The organism is Nocardioides sp. PD653-B2, assembly GCF_002117935.1.
Classification (GTDB): Bacteria; Actinomycetota; Actinomycetes; order Propionibacteriales; family Nocardioidaceae; genus Nocardioides.
Genome location: NZ_BDJE01000033.1, coordinates 36,972 through 55,280, shown reverse-complemented (window position 1 = coordinate 55,280; position 18,309 = coordinate 36,972). Strand labels below are relative to the sequence as shown.

General features: G+C 70.6%; 16 protein-coding genes. 13 read left to right on the top strand and 3 right to left on the bottom strand.

The window, feature by feature from the left end:
• From PD653B2_RS14815 to PD653B2_RS14805, 3 genes are all read left to right on the top strand, one after another.
• A complete protein-coding gene (locus PD653B2_RS14815) occupies positions 1–1,620 on the top strand; it encodes an AMP-binding protein (RefSeq protein WP_085873156.1) in 1,620 nt (539 codons plus the stop codon).
• Positions 1,621–1,821: 201 nt separating this feature from the next.
• Complete coding sequence (locus tag PD653B2_RS14810) at positions 1,822–2,325, top strand: SigE family RNA polymerase sigma factor (protein WP_242665293.1); 504 nt, start codon at positions 1,822–1,824, stop codon at positions 2,323–2,325.
• Positions 2,322–3,662: a hypothetical protein gene (locus tag PD653B2_RS14805; RefSeq protein WP_085873154.1), complete on the top strand. Its 1,341-nt coding sequence runs from the start codon at positions 2,322–2,324 to the stop codon at positions 3,660–3,662. Before PD653B2_RS14810 ends, PD653B2_RS14805 begins: the two co-directional genes overlap by 4 nt.
• Here PD653B2_RS14805 and PD653B2_RS14800 read toward each other — a convergent pair.
• The gene (locus PD653B2_RS14800; RefSeq protein WP_085873153.1) at positions 3,585–5,717 is read right to left on the bottom strand and encodes a S8 family serine peptidase; all 2,133 of its coding nucleotides are present in this window, start codon (positions 5,715–5,717) and stop codon (positions 3,585–3,587) included. The two genes, PD653B2_RS14805 and PD653B2_RS14800, sit on opposite strands and share 78 nt — an antisense overlap.
• A 79-nt stretch (positions 5,718–5,796) precedes the next feature.
• On the opposite strand from PD653B2_RS14800, the gene PD653B2_RS14795 reads away from it, so the two are divergent.
• Both PD653B2_RS14795 and PD653B2_RS14790 read left to right on the top strand, forming a co-directional pair.
• Positions 5,797–7,224, top strand: coding sequence for an HAD family hydrolase (locus PD653B2_RS14795; protein ID WP_089503979.1), 1,428 nt, complete (start codon positions 5,797–5,799; stop codon positions 7,222–7,224).
• A gap of 56 nt (positions 7,225–7,280) precedes the next feature.
• Positions 7,281–7,676, top strand: coding sequence for a cold-shock protein (locus PD653B2_RS14790; protein ID WP_085873152.1), 396 nt, complete (start codon positions 7,281–7,283; stop codon positions 7,674–7,676).
• Positions 7,677–7,696: 20 nt separating this feature from the next.
• On the opposite strand, the gene PD653B2_RS14785 is transcribed toward PD653B2_RS14790, so the two are convergent.
• Positions 7,697–9,094 (bottom strand): MFS transporter, encoded by a 1,398-nt coding sequence (locus PD653B2_RS14785; RefSeq protein ID WP_085873151.1) that lies wholly within the window; start codon positions 9,092–9,094, stop codon positions 7,697–7,699.
• A gap of 87 nt (positions 9,095–9,181) precedes the next feature.
• Here PD653B2_RS14785 and PD653B2_RS14780 point away from each other — a divergent pair, with 87 nt between their 5' ends.
• Positions 9,182–9,955: a DUF3027 domain-containing protein gene (locus tag PD653B2_RS14780; RefSeq protein WP_207559402.1), complete on the top strand. Its 774-nt coding sequence runs from the start codon at positions 9,182–9,184 to the stop codon at positions 9,953–9,955.
• 36 nt (positions 9,956–9,991) lie between these two features.
• Here the strand turns inward: PD653B2_RS14780 and PD653B2_RS14775 are convergent, their stop codons facing one another.
• Positions 9,992–10,282, bottom strand: a complete 291-nt coding sequence (locus tag PD653B2_RS14775) for a DUF2530 domain-containing protein (protein WP_242665292.1) — start codon at positions 10,280–10,282, stop codon at positions 9,992–9,994.
• A gap of 49 nt (positions 10,283–10,331) precedes the next feature.
• On the opposite strand from PD653B2_RS14775, the gene PD653B2_RS14770 reads away from it, so the two are divergent.
• The 7 genes from PD653B2_RS14770 to tuf all read left to right on the top strand — a co-directional run bounded on the left by PD653B2_RS14770 (position 10,332) and on the right by tuf (position 18,283).
• A complete protein-coding gene (locus PD653B2_RS14770) occupies positions 10,332–11,750 on the top strand; it encodes an NCS2 family permease (RefSeq protein WP_207559400.1) in 1,419 nt (472 codons plus the stop codon).
• 272 nt (positions 11,751–12,022) lie between these two features.
• Positions 12,023–12,475 (top strand): MarR family winged helix-turn-helix transcriptional regulator, encoded by a 453-nt coding sequence (locus tag PD653B2_RS14765; RefSeq protein WP_242665291.1) that lies wholly within the window; start codon positions 12,023–12,025, stop codon positions 12,473–12,475.
• Positions 12,476–12,485: 10 nt separating this feature from the next.
• Positions 12,486–13,859, top strand: coding sequence for an MFS transporter (locus PD653B2_RS14760; protein ID WP_085873148.1), 1,374 nt, complete (start codon positions 12,486–12,488; stop codon positions 13,857–13,859).
• 137 nt (positions 13,860–13,996) lie between these two features.
• Positions 13,997–14,371 carry a 30S ribosomal protein S12 gene (rpsL, locus tag PD653B2_RS14755; protein WP_028636428.1) on the top strand — a complete coding sequence of 125 codons (375 nt, stop codon included), beginning with the start codon at positions 13,997–13,999 and terminating at the stop codon, positions 14,369–14,371.
• Position 14,372: 1 nt separating this feature from the next.
• A complete protein-coding gene (rpsG, locus tag PD653B2_RS14750) occupies positions 14,373–14,843 on the top strand; it encodes a 30S ribosomal protein S7 (protein WP_085873147.1) in 471 nt (156 codons plus the stop codon).
• A 68-nt stretch (positions 14,844–14,911) separates the two neighbouring features.
• Complete coding sequence (gene fusA, locus PD653B2_RS14745) at positions 14,912–17,023, top strand: elongation factor G (RefSeq protein WP_085873146.1); 2,112 nt, start codon at positions 14,912–14,914, stop codon at positions 17,021–17,023.
• Between the two features lie 66 nt (positions 17,024–17,089).
• The gene (tuf, locus tag PD653B2_RS14740; protein ID WP_085873145.1) at positions 17,090–18,283 is read left to right on the top strand and encodes an elongation factor Tu; all 1,194 of its coding nucleotides are present in this window, start codon (positions 17,090–17,092) and stop codon (positions 18,281–18,283) included.
• The last annotated feature ends 26 nt before the right edge of the window (positions 18,284–18,309 follow it).

Sequence of the window (18,309 nt, the reverse complement as noted above, 5' to 3'; positions counted from 1 at the left end):
ATGACGGCCTATGCACAGGGCGAGCTCGAGCCGCCCCTTCTTGAGGAGACCATCGGCGCCAACTTCGCGCGCACCGCCGCGGCGCACGCCGACCGTGAGGCGCTGGTCGAGGTGGCCAGCGGGCGGCGCTGGACCTGGGCCGAGCTCGACCGCGACGTCACCGCGCTGGCCCGCGGGCTGCTGGCGGCCGGGCTCGAGAAGGGCGACCGGGTCGGCATCTGGGCGCCGAACTGCGCGGAGTGGACGATCACCCAGTACGCCGCCGCCCAGGCCGGCGTCGTGCTGGTGAACGTCAACCCGGCCTACCGCACGCACGAGTTCGCCTATGCCGTGAACCAGTCGGGCATGAAGCTGCTCGTCGCGGCGACCAGCTTCAAGACGAGCCAGTACCGCGCGATGGTCGAGGAGACCGCGGCCGAGTGCCCGACCCTGCAGCGCGCGGTCTACCTCGACACCGACGACTGGGCGCAGCTGGTGGCCGGCGGCGAGCAGCTCCCCGAGGGTGCGCTGGCCGAGCGAATGGCGACGCTCGAGCCGGGCGACCCGATCAACATCCAGTACACGTCGGGCACCACCGGCTTCCCCAAGGGCGCCACCCTGAGCCACCGCAACATCCTCAACAACGGCTACTTCACGACCGAGCTGATCCACCTCGGCCCCGACGACCGGCTCTGCATCCCGGTGCCCTTCTACCACTGCTTCGGCATGGTGATGGCCAACCTCGGGTGCACCAGCCACGGCACCACGATGGTCATCCCGGGGCCGGGCTTCGACCCCGAGACGACGCTGCGCACGATCACGGCCGAGCGCTGCACCGGGGTGTACGGCGTGCCCACGATGTTCATCGCGATGCAGAACCACCCGAGCTTCGCCGAGCACGACCTGACCAGCCTGCGCACCGGCATCATGGCCGGCTCGATCTGCCCGGTCGAGGTGATGAAGCGCTGCGTCAACGACATGCGCATGGCCGAGGTGTCGATCGCCTACGGCATGACCGAGACCAGCCCGGTCTCCTGCCAGACGCGCTCCGACGACGACCTCGAGCGGCGTACGGCGACGATCGGCCGGGTCCACCCGCACGTCGAGATCAAGATCATCGACCCGGTCTCCGGCGAGACCGTCGACCGTGGCGAGCCGGGGGAGCTCTGCACCCGCGGCTACTCGGTGATGCTCGGCTACTGGCACGACGACGAGAAGACCGCCGAGGCCATCGACGCCGACGGCTGGATGCACACCGGCGACCTGGCCGAGATGCGGGAGGACGGCTACTGCAACATCGTGGGCCGGATCAAGGACATGGTGATCCGGGGCGGCGAGAACATCTACCCGCGCGAGATCGAGGAGTTCCTCTACCAGCACCCCGACATCGAGGACGTGCAGGTGATCGGGGTCCCCGACGAGCGGTACGGCGAGGAGCTCTGCGCGTGGGTGCGGATGCGGTCCGGTGCCGAGCCCCTCGATGCCGACGCCGTGCGCGCCTACGCCGACGGCAGGCTCGCGCACTACAAGATCCCGCGCTACGTGCTGGTCGTCGACGAGTTCCCGATGACCGTGACCGGCAAGATCCGCAAGGTCGAGATGCGCGAGAAGACCGCCAAGACGTTGGGCCTCGGTGGTTGAGGAGGTTGCGCAGCAACGTCGGTCGGTGGTTGAGGAGGTTGCGCAGCAACGTCGGTCGGTGGTTGAGGAGGTTGCGCAGCAACGTCGGTCGGTGGTTGAGGAGGTTGCGCAGCAAGGTCGGTCGGTGGTTGAGGAGGTTGCGCAGCAACCGTCTCGAAACCACCCCCACCCGAACCCGGGTACGCCTGCGTGGATAGGGGTGTGGAGGACTTCGAGGCGTGGGTGCACGCGCGGTCGGGCGCGTTGGCTCGTTCGGCCTACCTCCTGACGGGCGACGTCCACCTCGCCGAGGACCTGCTCCAGGACACCCTGGTCCGGGTCGCCGACCGCTGGCGCCGGGTCAGCCGCTCCGGTGAGCCGGACGCCTACGCCCGGCGGGTGATGCACAACCTCGCCATCGACGCCTGGCGCCGGCGGCGGGTGCGTCCGCGCGAGGTCATGGGCGACCGGCACCCGGAGCTCGGCCAGCACGGCCCGGACGTCGAACGCCGCATCGTCCTGCGCGAGGCGCTGGCGCGGCTCACCCCCAAGCAGCGCGCCGTGGTGTCGCTGCGCTTCTACGAGGACCTCACCGAGGTCCAGGCGGCGGCCGTCCTCGGCTGCTCGCCCAACACCGTCAAGTCCCAGACCCGGCAGGCCCTGGAGCGGCTGCGCATCCTCGCCCCCGACCTGCTCGCCTCCCTCGTCGAGGAGCCCAGCCGATGACCGATCTCCGTGACCCGCTCGAGGACCTCGTCGCCGAGGTGCCGTCGTACGTCGTGCCGGACGCTGCCGGCGCGTGGCGGGCCGCAGCCCGGCGTCGGACCCGGCGCCGCGTCGGGGCGGCCGCCGCGGTCGTGGCGGTCGTGGCCCTCGTGGCCGGGCTGGTGTCCGTGCTGCCCCGCACGGGCGACGTGCCGCCGGCCGGTGACCTGGGGTCCGGTGTCCAGGGATACCCGTCGCACGTCGAGAAGCCGTGGCCGTGGGCCGGTCGCGACCTCCCGGCTCGGCCGGGTCCGCTGGCCGCGGTCATGTGGTCGGCCAACGACGCCGAGTGGCGGGCCGTGGCGCCCGACGGCCGCAACTGGCGGGTGCCCCAGCCCGGCGCGATCGACGACTACCCGCCGGCGCTCTCCGCCGACGGCCGGATGATCGGGTACCTCGCCGGCCGGACCACCTTCGTGATCCGGGACCTCGTCAATGGCGAGGAGACGCTCTTCCCCGAGATCGGCGACGGCCGCATGGTCGCTCGGGACGAGACCTACTACCTCGGCTCCCAGACGCCCGCCGTCTGGTCGCCCGACGGGTCCCGCCTCCTGGTTCGGGCGTCCGCGTGGGCAGACGGGTCGACCGTCACGGCACTGCTCCTCGGCATCGACGGCTCGATCGAGGAGCTGCGTCGTCGTGGCTACCCGGTCGGCTGGCTCGACGACGACTCGCTCGCCTGGCTGATGACCGGCGACGACCGGGCGTCACTGCGCTCGACGGACCTGGCCGGGTCCGTCGAGCGCTCGGTCCCCCTCGACCTGCCATCGCGACGCCACTACTTCTGGAGCCAGTGGTCGGGGACGGTCTCCCCCGACGGCGACCTGCTCGCCGTCGTCACGGACCCCACGTCGGCGGGTGCGGTCACGACGGTCTCGACGACCGACGGGTCGCGGGTCAGGGTCGAGAACGTCGGGGCGCCGGACAGCTGCTCGACCTCCTGGGTCGGTGACCGGGTGGCGTTCTTCCAGACCGACTTCGGGGGCTACTCCAGCCTCGACACGACCACCGGTCGGCAGCTGATCCGGTTCGACCCTGCCTTCGGCGCCGGCTGCGTGCTCGCGGCCGCCGACGCACTGGCCGGGGAGCAACACCGCAGCGTCGGTGAGCGCCTGTTCGGGGACGGCTGGCTGTCGTGGCACTGGCGCGAGGTCGCCCTCGGCGTCCTGGGTGGCCTCGTGCTGGTGGCTGTGGTGCTCGCAGGGTTCCGGCGTCGCCGGTCAGCGCGAGAGGACGACCGGGATCCGGGTGACGGTGCCGGTGGCGCCGCGCCAGGTGACCCACCCGTCGTCGAGTGAGCGCACGCCACCCGAGCGGTCCACGGTCACCGTGAACGTCGCGCTCTCGCCCGGACCCAGCCGCACGGCGGCCGGGGTGACCCGGACGTCGTACTGCTCGAAGCCGGAGGCGCGCGAGGAGAAGTAGAGCCGGCGGCCGGTCACGTTGGTGATGGTGCGCTCGGCGGTGTCGGCGCTGCCCGACAGCAGGATCGAGGGCGTGTTCAGGTCACCCGAGAGGGCGCCGGTGAGCCAGGCCCGGTAGGCGCCGGGTGCCACGTCGTACACGAGTCCCGGACGGAGGGCGGCTTCCGGTGCGACCCGTCCGGCACCGGCGTCCAGGACCGGCTCGCCGCTCAGCCGGTGTGCGGTCGTCGCCAGGGCGGAACGGACCGCGGCGGCGGACCAGTCGGGGTGGCGGGACACGAGGCGGGCTGCGGCACCACCCGTCAGCGCGGTCGCCGCGGAGGTCCCCGAGACGAGGTCCCACTGCAGACCGCGCTCGGCCGGCGGCACCGCACCCAGCACTCCGCTGCCGAGGGCGACCACGTCGGGCTTGACGACGACGCCGTCCGGGTTGCCGCTGCTCGACCAGGGTGCGACCCGCGGGGCGCGGCGTTCGCGGCCGAGCGGCTCGAGCATCGCCCGGCCGTCGGGGTGCCCGGCCAGCCACCGCTTCAGTGTCCGGCCGGCGGTCCGGTCGACGTGCACGGTCGGCACGCTGTGGAAGTCGGCGGCGAGGTTGCCCGGGGCGACGTTGACCAGCACCATCCCGACGCCGTCTGCTCGTGCCACGGCGGCGGACTTGTCGACCCGGCCGATCTCGCCGCGGTCGCACAGCACGATCCGGCCGCCGACGCGCGCCGCGTCCAGGCTGCCCGGGGTGCAGACGCGGGCCTCGGCGCGGGTGGCGTCCGTGGTCGCCACGTCGGCGCCGAGCACCATCGGGGCCGGTCCGACGGACTGGTCGGCCGACATCGCGCCGACGAGCTGCGCCGCACCTCCGAGGACCACCTCGCCGCGGCGCATCGCGCCGGTCGTGGCGCCCACGGTGGTCACCCAGGGGCTGGCGTGCGCGGCCGTGGCGCGCGCGGCGTTGCCGGCCGCGCCGACCACGACGACATCGCTCTCGGCAGCTCCGAGCAGGGCGCGCTCCACGGTGTCGAAACCCGGTGACCCGCCCACCGCGAGGTCGAGGACGTCGACGCCGTCGGCGGTCGCCTCGTCGATCGCGGTCACCAGGTCGGCGGTCGCACAGCCGTCGTCGTCGGGGTCGGGCGCGGTCCAGCAGGCCTTGTAGACGGCGAGCCGCGCCTGGGGCGCGACTCCGGCGTACGTCCCGACCCGCTGGCCGTGCACCCGGGCGGTGACGCCCGCGTTGCCGGCCGCGATCGACGCCATCTGGCTGCCGTGGCCGTCGTCGTCGGCCGGGGAGAGCGACGACGACGAACGGAGCCGGTCGACACCGAAGCCGTCGACGAACCACCGGGCGCCGACGAGCTTGCGGTTGCACGTGCTCGCCGGCCAGCCCTCGCCGGTCTCGCACTGACCCTGGAAGTCCTTCGGGGCGCGGCCCATGCCGGGCACCGCCGAGAAGACCGGGCTGTCCGGCCAGATGCCGGAGTCGACGACGCCGATGACCACGCCGGCGCCGCCGCGGGTCTGCGACTCGGCGCCGAGCGACCGCGTCGGGCCGGACCGGCCGGCGAGCGGGCGGACGGCGTTCTTCTCCACCAGGGCCACCCGCGGATCGGCGGTCAGCTCCGCGGCCTCGTCACGGGTGAGGTGGACCGCGACGCCGTTCAGTGCGGTGGTCCAGCGGTAGACGGGCACCGGGGACCCGACGCCGGCGAGCACGGACTCCTGCTCGGCGCGCAGCGCGGACCCGGCGACGAGGTCGGGGACCCCGGGGCGCGAGGCCGCGGTGCCGGGGCTCACGAGCGTGACCAGGTAGAGGTGGTCGGGACCGGGCTCACCGGCCAGCGCGGGACCGGACGCGACGAGCGCGGCGGCGGACAGCGCGCACGCGACAGCGACCGCTGCCGCGGCCCGGCGTACGGCTCCTCGTGCTGCCACGTGTCCCCCTGACGTCACATGAGCCTCCCAGTGTGACAGGCGTTTCAGGATCCGACACCTGATCCCTAGGCTTGCCTCCATGCAGCAGCCGTCATCAGCCCCGCTCGTGGTCGGGTTCGACCTCGACATGACGCTGATCGACACCGCCCCGGGCTTCCGCGACGTGCTCCGCGCGCTGGGTGCCGAGCTGGGCGTCGACTTCCCGGTCGAGGAGATGACCGCGAACCTCGGGCCGCCGCTCGACCTCCTGCTCGAGCCCTACCTCGACGCCGACGCGATCGGGCCCGCGGGCGACCGGTTCCGGGCGCTCTACCCCGACCACGCCATCGTCGCGGCGCCGACGCTGCCCGGGGCCGCCGAGGCGCTCGCCGCGGTGCGGGGGTACGCCGGCCGGGTGCTGGTCGTGACGGGCAAGTACCCCGCCAACGCCCGGCTCCACCTCGACCACCTCGCCCTCGACGTCGACCACCTCGAGGGCTGGGTCTGGGGCGTCGGCAAGGCCGACGTGCTCCGCCGGGAAGGCGCCTCGATCTATGTGGGCGACCACGTGCACGACGTCGAGGGTGCCCTCGCCGCCGGTGCCCTGAGCGTCTCGGTGCTCACCGGCGGCTCCACCCGCGAGGAGCTGCTGGCGGCGGGCACCCACGTCGTGCTCGACGACCTGCAGGCGTTCCCCGCCTGGCTCGACGACCACCTGCTCGAGCTGCGTCTCGACGCGCTCGCCGCCGACCTCCGCGAGCGCGGCTCGGTGCTGGTCGCCTACAGCGGGGGAGCGGACAGCGCCTTCCTGCTCGCGGCCGCGGTGCGCGCCCTCGGCGCCGACCGCGTGGCCGCCGCGACCGGCTACTCCCACTCCCTGCCGCAGGCCGAGCGCGACCCGGCCCGCGACTTCGCCGCGTCCCTCGGTGTCGAGGTGCTGACCCCTGAGACGAACGAGATGGAGCGCGAGGGCTACCGCGCCAACGGCGCCGACCGCTGCTACTTCTGCAAGGCCGAGCTGATCGACGTGCTCGCGCCGATCGCGGCTGCGCGCGGCCTGGCGCACGTCGCGACCGGCACCAACGCCGACGACGCCGTCGCCGGTTTCCGCCCCGGCATCCGGGCCGCCTCGGAGCGGGGGGCGATCACGCCACTTCGGGACGCCGGGCTCACCAAGGCCCAGATCCGGGCCGCGTCGCGGCGCTGGGACCTGCCGACCTGGGACAAGCCCGCGGCTGCCTGCCTGTCCTCGCGGGTGGCCTACGGCATCGAGGTCACGCCGTACCGCCTGGGCCGCGTCGAGCGCGCCGAGGCCGCGACCCGCGACCTCCTCGCCGGGGCCGGGCTGCTCAACCTGCGGGTCCGCGACCTCGGGGACCGCGCCTCCGTCGAGATCGACGCCGCCCTGCTGCCGCTGGCTCCCGACCTCGAGTCGGCGCTGCTCGACGCCGTGCGCCGGGCCGGCTTCGACGCGGCGGTGGTGGACGCCCGAGGATTCCGTTCGGGTTCGATGAACGAGGCCCTCTAGACTGGACAGTCGCCGGGGCACGTCGCCACGGGAGCAAGCTGGAAGAGGTCAGACCCGTGCCCACTGGCAAGGTGAAGTGGTACGACGCCGAGAAGGGCTTCGGCTTCCTGTCGCAGGAGAGCGGCCCCGACGTCTACGTGCGCGCCGAGGCGCTGCCCGAAGGCACCACCACCGTGAAGGCCGGGACGAAGGTCGAGTTCGGCATCGCGCAGGGTCGCCGCGGCGACCAGGCCCTCCAGGTGCGCATCATCGACGCGCCGGCCTCGGTCGCCCGCAGCCAGTCGGCCGCCCGGCGCCGCAAGCCCGAGGACATGGCCCCGATCGTCGAGGACCTGATCCGCGTGCTCGACGGGATCGGCGAGGCCTACCGCCACGGCCGGCACCCCGACGCCAAGGCGGCCAAGCCGGTCGCCAAGCTGCTGCGTGCCTTGGCCGACGAGCTGGAGCTGTAGCCGAGACCCGGTGATCTCGCCTACGACGCTGGTGTGCGTGCCCTCTTCGGGTTGTTGAGCAGCACGAAGACCGACCACGCAGCCAGCACCGCGGCGGCCACGCCCAGCCCCAGCCGGGGCGGGTCGAGCGGCATCGCGATGCCGACGAAGCCGCCGATCACCCACGCCAGCTGGAGCGTGGTGTCGCTGCGCGCGAAGGCGCTCGCCTGCACCCGGTGGGGGATGTCGCGCTGGATGGTCGCGTCGAGGGAGAACTTCGCGAGCGCCTGGCCGAGCCCGGCCATCAGGCCGAGCAGCGCGAGCACGAGCACGCCGTAGAAGATCGCCGCGAGCAGGGCGACGACGACGTCGGCGATCAGGACGGCTGCCACCGTGACCGAGGGGTTGATCCGCTTCACCATCGAGGCGGTGACGACGCCGAGGACGTTGCCGGCTCCGGCAGCGCCGACGACGATCGCGAGCAGCACCTCCGGCTTCCAGTCGCCGATCGGGTTCTCCCGCAGCAGGAACGCCATGAACATGAGCAGGAAGCCGTAGAGCCAGCGCGGGCCGCAGTTGGCGCGCAGCGCGAAGGCGACCGCCGGGGGGATCCGGGTGCGCCGGCGGCCCCTGGCCACGGGCTCGGTCGAGCCGCGCAGGACCAGCTCCTCCTCGCCCTGGCTGGAGTCGACCCGCGCCGGCAGCCGGATCGCGGCGACCGTGGCGACCACGAACAGCAGGAACGCGTAGCGCAGGCACCACTCGGGCCCGATCAGCGCCGCCCCCGCCGCGATCGGCGAGGAGATGCAGACACCGACGATGCCGGACATCGACACGCGCCCGTTCGCCCGGACGAGGGTGAAGTCCTCCGGGAGCAGGCGGGGTACGGCGGCGGCGCGCGTCACGCCGTACGCCTTCGAGGAGACGAGCACCCCGAGCGCGGCCGGGAAGAGCCAGACCGACTCGGTGACGACCGCGCCCGCCAGCACCCAGCAGAGGAACGCGCGGATCGCCATGGTGCCGCCGATGGCCCAGCGCCGGCCGTGGGCGAACCGGTCGAGGAACGGGCCGATCAGCGGCGCGACGATCGCGAAGGGGAGCATCGTGAGGCCCAGGAAGAGGGCGACCTGCCCGCGCGCCTCGCCCGAGGGCACCTGGAAGAACAAGGTGCCGGCCAGCGAGATGGCGACCGCCGCGTCGCCGGCGGTGTTGAACGCGTGCATCTGGATCAGCCGGGACAGCCCGGACTTGCCTGCGCCCTGCGCCTCCGCTGCCCGCCGCGCCGTCCGCACCGTGGCCCGACCGGCCCGGCCGGTTGCTCGGGCGGTGGCGCCCAGGCCGCGCGCCATCTTGGCGCCCTTGCCGGCGGCCGGCGTCGGCTCCGGATGGGGGTCGCGCCAGCGCTGCTCGTCGGTCGACGAGTCGGGCGGCGGGGTCATGTGCCCATCCTGCCCGGTCACCGCCGACCGGGCACGGAACGACCCGACCTGACAGGTCCACCATCCATGGGTCATGATTTCGACGTGATGACGACCGTGCGTCCCAAGCCCGACTCCGCCACCGTGGCGGCGGTGGACGCCGCCCGTGCCGCCCTCATCGAGGAGGTCGACGCCGCCGACGTCGGCGAGCACCTCGGCCACATCATCGAGGGCGAGCGGCTGGTGACCCACCTGTTCGCCTGCGAGCGCCCCGGCTACGTCGGGTGGCGCTGGTCCGTCACCGTGACCCGCGCGCCGCGCCAGAAGTACGTCACCGTCGACGAGATCGTGCTGATCCCCGGCGACGAGGCCATCGTCGCGCCCGAGTGGGTGCCCTACCGCGAGCGGATCAAGCCGGGCGACCTGTCGCCGGGCGACCTCCTCCCCGTCGACGACGAAGACCCGCGCCTGGTCCCGACGTACCTCGTCGGCGACGACCCGCTCGACGCCGACGACAAGGCGCAGGTCCGCCAGGTCGCCAAGGACCTCGGCCTGGGCCGGGTGCGCACGCTCTCGCTCGAGGGCCGCGACCTCGCCGCCCAGCGGTGGTACGACGGCGACTCCGGCCCGGAGGCCCCGATCGCGGTCGCCGCTCCCGACCACTGCACGACGTGCGGCTTCCTGCTCCGGATCGCGGGCCCGCTCTCCGAGATGTTCGGCGTCTGCGCCAACGGCGACGCCAACGACGACGGCCGCATCGTCTCGTTCGACCACGGCTGCGGTGCGCACTCCGAGGTCCGCCTCGCGAAGAAGCACGAGCCGGTGCCGGTGCCCGACCCGGTGTTCGACACCCTCACGCCCAGCGAGATCGAGACGTTCTAGGCGCCAGGACCGGCGCGCGAGGTCGAGCAGTCGCGCCTACGCCGACTCGTCCCTGAGCTCTCGCCGCGCCTTGCGCCGCCGACGGCAGTACTCGAGCCCGAACAGCCCGAGCCCGAAGCCGGACAGGCAGGTCCAGAGCCACCACTCGTTGCCGGAGTCCTCGAGACGGCCGTAGAACGGCAGCAGTGCGATGAAGCCGAGCAGCCAGATCGCCGTGCCCACCTCGACGGTGCGGACGCCGTCGACGTCCATGGGCTCGAGGTCGGCGACGACGAAGGTGCGTTTGCCGATCTCGTGCTGCGTCGGATGGTCGTCGCGGAGCTCCACGGACCTCACGGTAGTCGACCGGGTGAGCGGCATGGAATGCTAGGCCGCCGTGACCACCCTGGACCGTTATTTCAAGATCAGCGAGCGTGGCTCGACCGTCGGCACCGAGGTTCGGGGAGGCCTCGTCACCTTCTTCACGATGGCGTACATCATCGTGCTGAACCCGTTGATCCTCGGCTTCGCGCCTGACGAGAACGGCGCCTACCTCGGGGGCGGTTCCGGCGACGGGTCCAACCTCGCCGTCATCGCGGCCGGCACGGCTCTGGTGGCCGGCGTGATGACGATCCTGATGGGGGTCGTCGCCAACTACCCGCTGGCGCTGGCCACCGGACTCGGGTTGAACGCGTTCGTCGCGTTCTCGATCGCCAGCCAGATGACCTGGGCGGACGCCATGGGCCTGATCGTCATCGAGGGCCTGATCATCCTCGGGCTCGTGCTGACCGGCTTCCGCCAAGCCGTCTTCCACGCCGTCCCGGCCGCGCTCAAGGTCGCGATCTCGGTCGGCATCGGCCTCTTCATCGCGCTGATCGGCTTCGTCGACTCCGGCTTCGTGCACCGCATCCCGGACGCCGCGCAGACCACCGTGCCCGTCCAGCTCGGCGAGACCGGTCAGCTCTCCGGCTGGCCGGTGCTGGTCTTCGCGTTCGGCCTGCTGCTCGTGATCGGACTGTGGGTGCGCCGCGTCAAGGGCGCCATCCTGATCTCGATCGTCGCGACCACGGTCCTCGCCATCATCGTCGAGGCGATCGGCGACCCGAAGGCGTGGAGCCTCACCACGCCGGCCTGGCCCGACAAGATCTTCGACACCCCGGACTTCGGCACCGTCGGCGAGTTCAGCCTGCTCGGCTCCTTCGAGAACGCCGGGGTCGTCACCGTGCTGCTGTTCGTGTTCACGCTGATGCTGGCCGACTTCTTCGACACCATGGGCACGATGACCGCGATCGGCGCGGAGGCCGGTCTGCTGTCGGAGGACGGCACGCCGCCGAACACGCGGCGGATCCTGGTCGTCGACTCGATCGCCGCCGCGGCAGGCGGTGCTGGGGGGGTCTCGTCGAACACCTCGTACATCGAGTCGGCCTCCGGCGTCGGCGAGGGCGCCCGCACCGGCCTCGCCTCGGTCGTCACCGGCGTGCTCTTCCTGCTCGCGATCTTCCTCGCACCGCTGGTCGCGATCATCCCGTCGGAGGCTGCCGTCCCTGCCCTCGTGCTGGTCGGCTTCCTGATGATGCAGCAGGTCAAGGGCATCGACTGGGACGACCTCGAGATCGCCATCCCGGCGTTCCTCACGATCGTGCTGATGCCGTTCACGTACTCGATCTCCGTCGGCATCGGCGCCGGCTTCATCAGCTACGTGTTCATCAAGATCGTCCGCCGCAAGGTCGCCGACGTCCACCCCCTCATGTGGATCGTGGCCGCACTGTTCGTCGTGTACTTCTTCATCAACCCCATCACCCACTGGCTCACCTGAGCGCCGAGTCGGCGCCAGTTTCCCCACCTGGCTCGCCGAGTCGGCGCCAGTTTCCTCGGAGCGGGTGGAGGTACAGGCAAACCCGCGTCGGTCACTGCCCGCAGGTCGCCGGCGGACCCCACCTGGCTCGCCGAGTCGGCGCCAGTTTCCTCCCCCGCTGGCGCTCCTCCGGAAACTGGCGCCGACTCGGCTCCGTCGCGTGCTTTGTTCTGGCACCTGAGACAGCGTCAAGCCAGGAATGCTTAGCACAGGTAATGAGTTATGCTAACGACATGCCCACCGTGGAGAAGGTCGTCAGGACGGACGCCGGGCTCGCTGCCGAGCTCCGGCTGAGTGTCATGCGCCTGCGGCGCCGGCTCGCCAACGAGCGGCACCCCGACAACGAGCTGAGCATCAACCAGATGGGCGTGCTCGGCTGCCTGTTCCGCAACGGGGGCGCGCTGACCATCGGCGAGCTCGCCGCGTCGGAGCGCGTGCGGCCGCCGTCGATGACCCGCACGGTCAACTGCCTCGAGAGCAGCGGCGACGTCGTACGGCGTCCGCACGAGACCGACGGCCGCCAGGTCGTCGTCGAGCTGTCCGACCGGGGTCGCGAGCGCGTCCTCGCCGACCGCGACCGACGCGACGCCTGGCTGAACCAGAAGCTCCGTGACCTGACCGCCGAGGAGCGCGCTGTGCTCCGCAAGGCGGCGCCCATCCTCCAGGACCTCGCCCAGAAGGACTGATCACCACACCTTGAGCCCCACGTTCCGCGCCCTCCGCAACCCCAACTACCGGCTGTACCTCGCCGGCAGCGTGGTGTCGAACACCGGCACCTGGATGCAACGGGTCGCGCAGGACTGGCTGGTGCTCCACCTCCCGGGCAACAGCGGCACCGAGCTCGGCATCACCACCGGGCTCCAGTTCCTCCCGATCCTGCTGCTCTCGCCGTACGCCGGGGTCATCGCCGACCGCTTCCCGAAGCGGCGACTCCTCCAGGTCACCCAGGCCACGATGGCGCTGGCCTCGCTCGCCCTCGGCATCTTGGCCGTCACCGGCGTCGCCCAGACCTGGCACGTCTACGTGATCGCGTTCCTCTTCGGCATCGGCGCGGCCTTCGACGGCCCCGCCCGGCAGGCCTTCGTCTCCGAGATGGTCGGCCAGGACGACCTGACCAACGCGGTCGGCCTCAACTCCGCGGCCTTCAACGCGGCCCGGATCCTCGGCCCGGCGGTCGCCGGCCTGATGATCGGCGCCCTCGGCGGCGGCACCACCGCCACCGGCTGGGTGATCCTGGTCAACGCCGTGTCGTACGCCGCGGTCATCTGGCAGCTCCAGCGGATGGATCTCGCGCTGCTCGACACCCCCGCCCTGCGAGGGCGCACCCCCGGGGCGCTCATCGAGGGCGTCCGCTACGTCCGCAGCCAGCCGAAGATGATCCTGATCCTGATCATGGTGTTCTTCGCGGGCACCTTCGGCATGAACTTCCAGATCACCTCCGCGCTGATGGCCACCGAGGTCTTCCACCAGGGCGCCACCGAGTACGGCGTGCTCGGCTCCGCGATGGCGGTCGGCTCGCTGACCGGCGCGCTGATGGCCGCCCGGCGGGTCCACGTCCGGCTGCGGCTGCTGGTGCTGGCCGCGCTCGGCTTCGGCGTCGCCGAGATCGTGGCGGGGCTGCTCCCGTCGTACGTCGCCTTCGCGATCTTCTGCCCGGTCATCGGGTTCTGCACGCTGACCCTGCTCAACTCCGCCAACGCCACCATGCAGCTCGAGTCGGCGCCGGCCATCCGGGGCCGGGTGATGGCCCTCTACATGACGATCGTGATGGGCGGTACGCCGATCGGGTCGCCCATCATCGGCTGGATCGGCCAGCACCTCGGCGCCCGCTGGACCCTCGTGATCGGGGGAGCGCTCACCATCGGCGGCGTACTCTTGGCCCTGGCCGTGTACGCGCGGCTCCGGGGCGGCGTTCGCAGCGTTTTGACCGAGGTAGACCGCCCAGGTAATCTTTTTCCTCGTGTCTGGGACAACCAGGCCGTTGCGCGTGCGCGGACCCAGCCGGGGGACCAGATCTCCGACTCCGACACGCACGTCACCCTCACCGGGAGCACCAGCAAATCACGGTGAGAACCGTAGCCAGGGCGACACGCCCGACCTCGGGGGCAAGCGACGAGGGTTGACCTTGCACCACCCGGACACAGAGCAGATCCATCGTGCGTGGCAGAGCGCCGCGCACTGAGAGCCACACGAAGGGGAACCACCCGGTGCCCACGATTAACCAGTTGGTCCGCAAGGGCCGCCAGGACAAGGTGTCGAAGAACAAGACGCCTGCCCTGAAGGGTTCGCCCCAGCGACGCGGTGTCTGCACCCGCGTCTACACCACCACCCCGAAGAAGCCGAACTCCGCTCTCCGCAAGGTCGCCCGCGTGCGCCTGTCGAGTGGCGTCGAGGTCACCGCTTACATCCCGGGCGTCGGTCACAACCTCCAGGAGCACTCCATCGTGCTCGTCCGCGGCGGCCGGGTGAAGGACCTTCCCGGTGTCCGCTACAAGATCATCCGCGGCACCCTCGACACCCAGGGCGTCAAGAACCGTAAGCAGGCTCGCAGCCGCTACGGCGCCAAGAAGGAGAAGAGCTGATATGCCGCGCAAGGGTCCCGCTCCGAAGCGGCCTATCGACATCGACCCGGTCTACGGGTCGCAGCTGGTCTCCCAGCTCGTGTCGAAGGTGCTCCAGGACGGCAAGAAGCAGGTTGCGCAGCGCATCGTCTACACCGCGCTCGAGGGCTGCCGCGAGAAGACCGGCACCGACCCGGTCGTCACGCTGAAGCGTGCGCTCGACAACGTCAAGCCGGCCATCGAGGTCAAGTCCCGCCGTGTCGGCGGTGCGACGTACCAGGTCCCGATCGAGGTCAAGGGCACGCGTGGCACCACGCTCGCGCTGCGCTGGCTGGTCGGCTACGCGGCCGACCGTCGCGAGAAGACCATGCACGAGCGCCTCATGAACGAGATCCTCGACGCCTCCAACGGCCTCGGTGCCGCGGTGAAGAAGCGCGAGGACACGCACAAGATGGCCGAGTCCAACAAGGCCTTCGCCCACTACCGCTGGTGATCGGCGCGGGAGCGCGACCGCGCTCCCGCCCACACCCGCACCCGACTTTCTAAGGAACGCTGACAACAGTGGCTGTCGACATCACCACGGACCTCAACAAGGTCCGCAACATCGGCATCATGGCGCACATCGACGCCGGCAAGACCACCACCACCGAGCGCATCCTCTTCTACACCGGCATCACCTACAAGATCGGTGAGGTCCACGAGGGCGCGGCCACGATGGACTGGATGGAGCAGGAGCAGGAGCGCGGCATCACGATCACGTCCGCCGCGACGACCTGCTGGTGGAAGAACCACCAGATCAACATCATCGACACCCCCGGGCATGTGGACTTCACCGCCGAGGTCGAGCGCTCGCTGCGCGTCCTCGACGGCGCCGTCGCCGTGTTCGACGGTGTCGCCGGTGTCGAGCCCCAGACCATGACCGTGTGGCGCCAGGCGAACAAGTACTCCGTCCCCCGGATGTGCTTCGTCAACAAGCTGGACCGCACCGGCGCGGACTTCTTCCGCTGCGTCGACATGATGGTCGAGCGCCTCAACTCCACCCCGCTCGTGCTGCAGCTGCCGATCGGTGCCGAGGGCGACTTCATCGGCGTCGTCGACCTGGTCGGCATGCGTGCCCTCGTCTGGCGTGGCGAGACCACGATCGGTGAGGACTACGTGGTCGAGGAGATCCCGGCCGAAATGGCCGAGCAGGCCGCGGAGTACCGCGAGAAGCTGCTCGAGACCCTCGCGGACGCCGACGACCAGATCATGGAGAAGTTCCTCGACGAGGGCGACTTCACCGTCGAGGAGATCGAGGCCGCGATCCGTCGCGCGACCCTCGCCGACAAGCTCAACCCGGTCCTCTGCGGCACCGCGTTCAAGAACAAGGGCGTCCAGCCCCTGCTCGACGCCGTCGTGAAGTACCTCCCCTCGCCCCTCGACATCGACGCGATCATCGGTCACTCGGTCAAGGACGAGAACGAGGAGATCAAGCGCCTCCCGTCCGACGACGAGCCGTTCTCGGGCCTGGCGTACAAGATCGCCACGGACCCGCACCTCGGCAAGCTGATCTACGTCCGCGTCTACTCGGGCAAGCTCGAGGCCGGCTCGACCGTGGTCAACTCGGTCAACGGCCGCAAGGAGCGGATCGGCAAGGTCTACCAGATGCACGCCAACAAGCGTGAGGAGATCGCGTCGGTCGGCGCCGGCCAGATCGTGGCCGTCATGGGCCTCAAGGACACCAAGACGGGCCACACCCTGTCCGACCCGCAGCACCCGGTCATCCTCGAGTCGATGACGTTCCCGGCCCCGGTGATCGAGGTCGCGATCGAGCCCAAGACGAAGAGCGACCAGGAGAAGCTGGGCACCGCGATCCAGCGCCTCTCCGACGAGGACCCGACCTTCACGGTCAAGTCCGACGAGGAGACCGGCCAGACGATCATCGCCGGCATGGGCGAGCTCCACCTGGAGATCCTGGTCGACCGGATGAAGCGCGAGTTCCGCGTCGAGGCCACCGTCGGCAAGCCGCAGGTCGCCTACCGCGAGACCGTCCGCAAGGAGGTCAAGAACCACAGCTACACGCACAAGAAGCAGACCGGTGGTTCTGGTCAGTTCGCGAAGGTCGTCATCTCGCTCGGCCCCAACATCGACCCCGAGACCGGGACCGGTGCCGGCTACCTGTTCGAGAACAACGTCTCCGGTGGTCGCGTCCCGCGCGAGTACATCCCGTCGGTGGACCAGGGTGGCCAGGACGCCATGGAGTTCGGCGTGCTCGCCGGCTACCCGATGGTCGACGTGAAGTTCAGCCTCGAGGACGGCGCCTACCACGACGTCGACTCGTCCGAGCTCGCGTTCAAGATCGCCGGCAACCAGGCCTTCAAGGAGGCCGCCCGCATGGCCAAGCCCGTGCTGCTGGAGCCGATGTTCGCGGTCGAGGTGACGACCCCCGAGTCGTTCCTCGGCACCGTCATCGGCGACATCAACAGCCGTCGCGGTCAGATCCAGGCACAGGAGGAGCGTCACGGTGACATGGTCATCAACGCCCTTGTGCCGCTCTCAGAGATGTTCGGGTACGTTGGCGACCTGAGGTCCAAGACCTCCGGTCAGGCTTCGTACTCGATGGAGTTCGACTCGTACGCCGAGGTTCCCACGAACATCGCCGACGAGATCATCAAGAAGGTCCGCGGCGAGTAGTTCGTCCGGACCCTCGGTAGCAACACTTGTACGAGTCAAGTAACAACCCACACAGGAGGAGCCCCAGTGGCTAAGGCGAAGTTCGAGCGGACCAAGCCGCACGTCAACATCGGCACGATCGGTCACATCGACCACGGCAAGACGACCTTGACCGCGGCGATCACCAAGGTGCTGCATGACGCGTACCCGGACCTCAACGAGGCTTCGGCATTCGACCAGATCGACAAGGCTCCCGAGGAGCGTCAGCGCGGCATCACGATCTCGATCGCGCACGTCGAGTACCAGACGGAGTCGCGCCACTACGCGCACGTCGACTGCCCCGGTCACGCCGACTACATCAAGAACATGATCACCGGCGCGGCCCAGATGGACGGCGCGATCCTCGTGGTCGCCGCCACCGACGGCCCGATGCCGCAGACGCGTGAGCACGTGCTGCTCGCCCGCCAGGTCGGCGTGCCGTCCCTGGTCGTGGCGCTCAACAAGTGCGACATGGTCGACGACGAGGAGCTCATCGAGCTCGTCGAGATGGAGGTGCGCGAGCTCCTCTCCGAGTACGAGTTCGACGGCGACGACATCCCGGTCGTCCGCGTGGCTGCCTTCCCGGCGCTGCAGGGCGACGCCAAGTGGGGCGAGTCGATCCTCGAGCTGATGAAGGCCGTGGACGACTACATCCCGACCCCGGCCCGTGAGACCGAGAAGCCGTTCCTCATGCCCGTCGAGGACGTCTTCACGATCACCGGTCGCGGCACCGTCATCACCGGTCGCATCGAGCGCGGCATCGTCAAGGTGAACGAGGAGGTCGAGATCATCGGCATCCGCGAGAAGGCGCAGAAGTCGACGGTCACCGGCGTCGAGATGTTCCGCAAGCTGCTCGACGAGGGCCAGGCGGGCGAGAACGTCGGTCTGCTCCTCCGTGGCACCAAGCGCGAGGACATCGAGCGCGGCATGGTCGTCATCAAGCCGGGCACCACGACCCCGCACACCAACTTCGAGGCCTCGGTCTACATCCTCTCGAAGGAGGAGGGCGGCCGTCACACGCCGTTCTTCAACAACTACCGCCCGCAGTTCTACTTCCGTACGACGGACGTGACCGGCGTCGTGACCCTCCCCGAGGGCACCGAGATGGTCATGCCCGGCGACAACACGGAGATGGCCGTTGAGCTGATCCAGCCCATCGCCATGGACGAGGGCCTGCGTTTCGCGATCCGCGAGGGTGGCCGCACCGTCGGCGCCGGGCGGGTCACGAAGATCACCAAGTGATCGTCTGATCCACACGAAGGACCCCC

What these genes read in the sequence shown, in the direction of transcription:
- PD653B2_RS14765 (WP_242665291.1), top strand. Translation starts at nt 12,023, where the DNA reads ATGCCCACCGTGGAGAAGGTCGTCAGGACGGACGCCGGGCTCGCTGCC.
- PD653B2_RS14780 (WP_207559402.1), top strand. Translation starts at nt 9,182, where the DNA reads ATGACGACCGTGCGTCCCAAGCCCGACTCCGCCACCGTGGCGGCGGTG.
- PD653B2_RS14805 (WP_085873154.1), top strand. Translation starts at nt 2,322, where the DNA reads ATGACCGATCTCCGTGACCCGCTCGAGGACCTCGTCGCCGAGGTGCCG.
- rpsG (WP_085873147.1), top strand. Translation starts at nt 14,373, where the DNA reads ATGCCGCGCAAGGGTCCCGCTCCGAAGCGGCCTATCGACATCGACCCG.
- PD653B2_RS14795 (WP_089503979.1), top strand. Translation starts at nt 5,797, where the DNA reads ATGCAGCAGCCGTCATCAGCCCCGCTCGTGGTCGGGTTCGACCTCGAC.
- PD653B2_RS14815 (WP_085873156.1), top strand. Translation starts at nt 1, where the DNA reads ATGACGGCCTATGCACAGGGCGAGCTCGAGCCGCCCCTTCTTGAGGAG.
- PD653B2_RS14785 (WP_085873151.1), bottom strand. Translation starts at nt 9,094, where the DNA reads ATGACCCCGCCGCCCGACTCGTCGACCGACGAGCAGCGCTGGCGCGAC.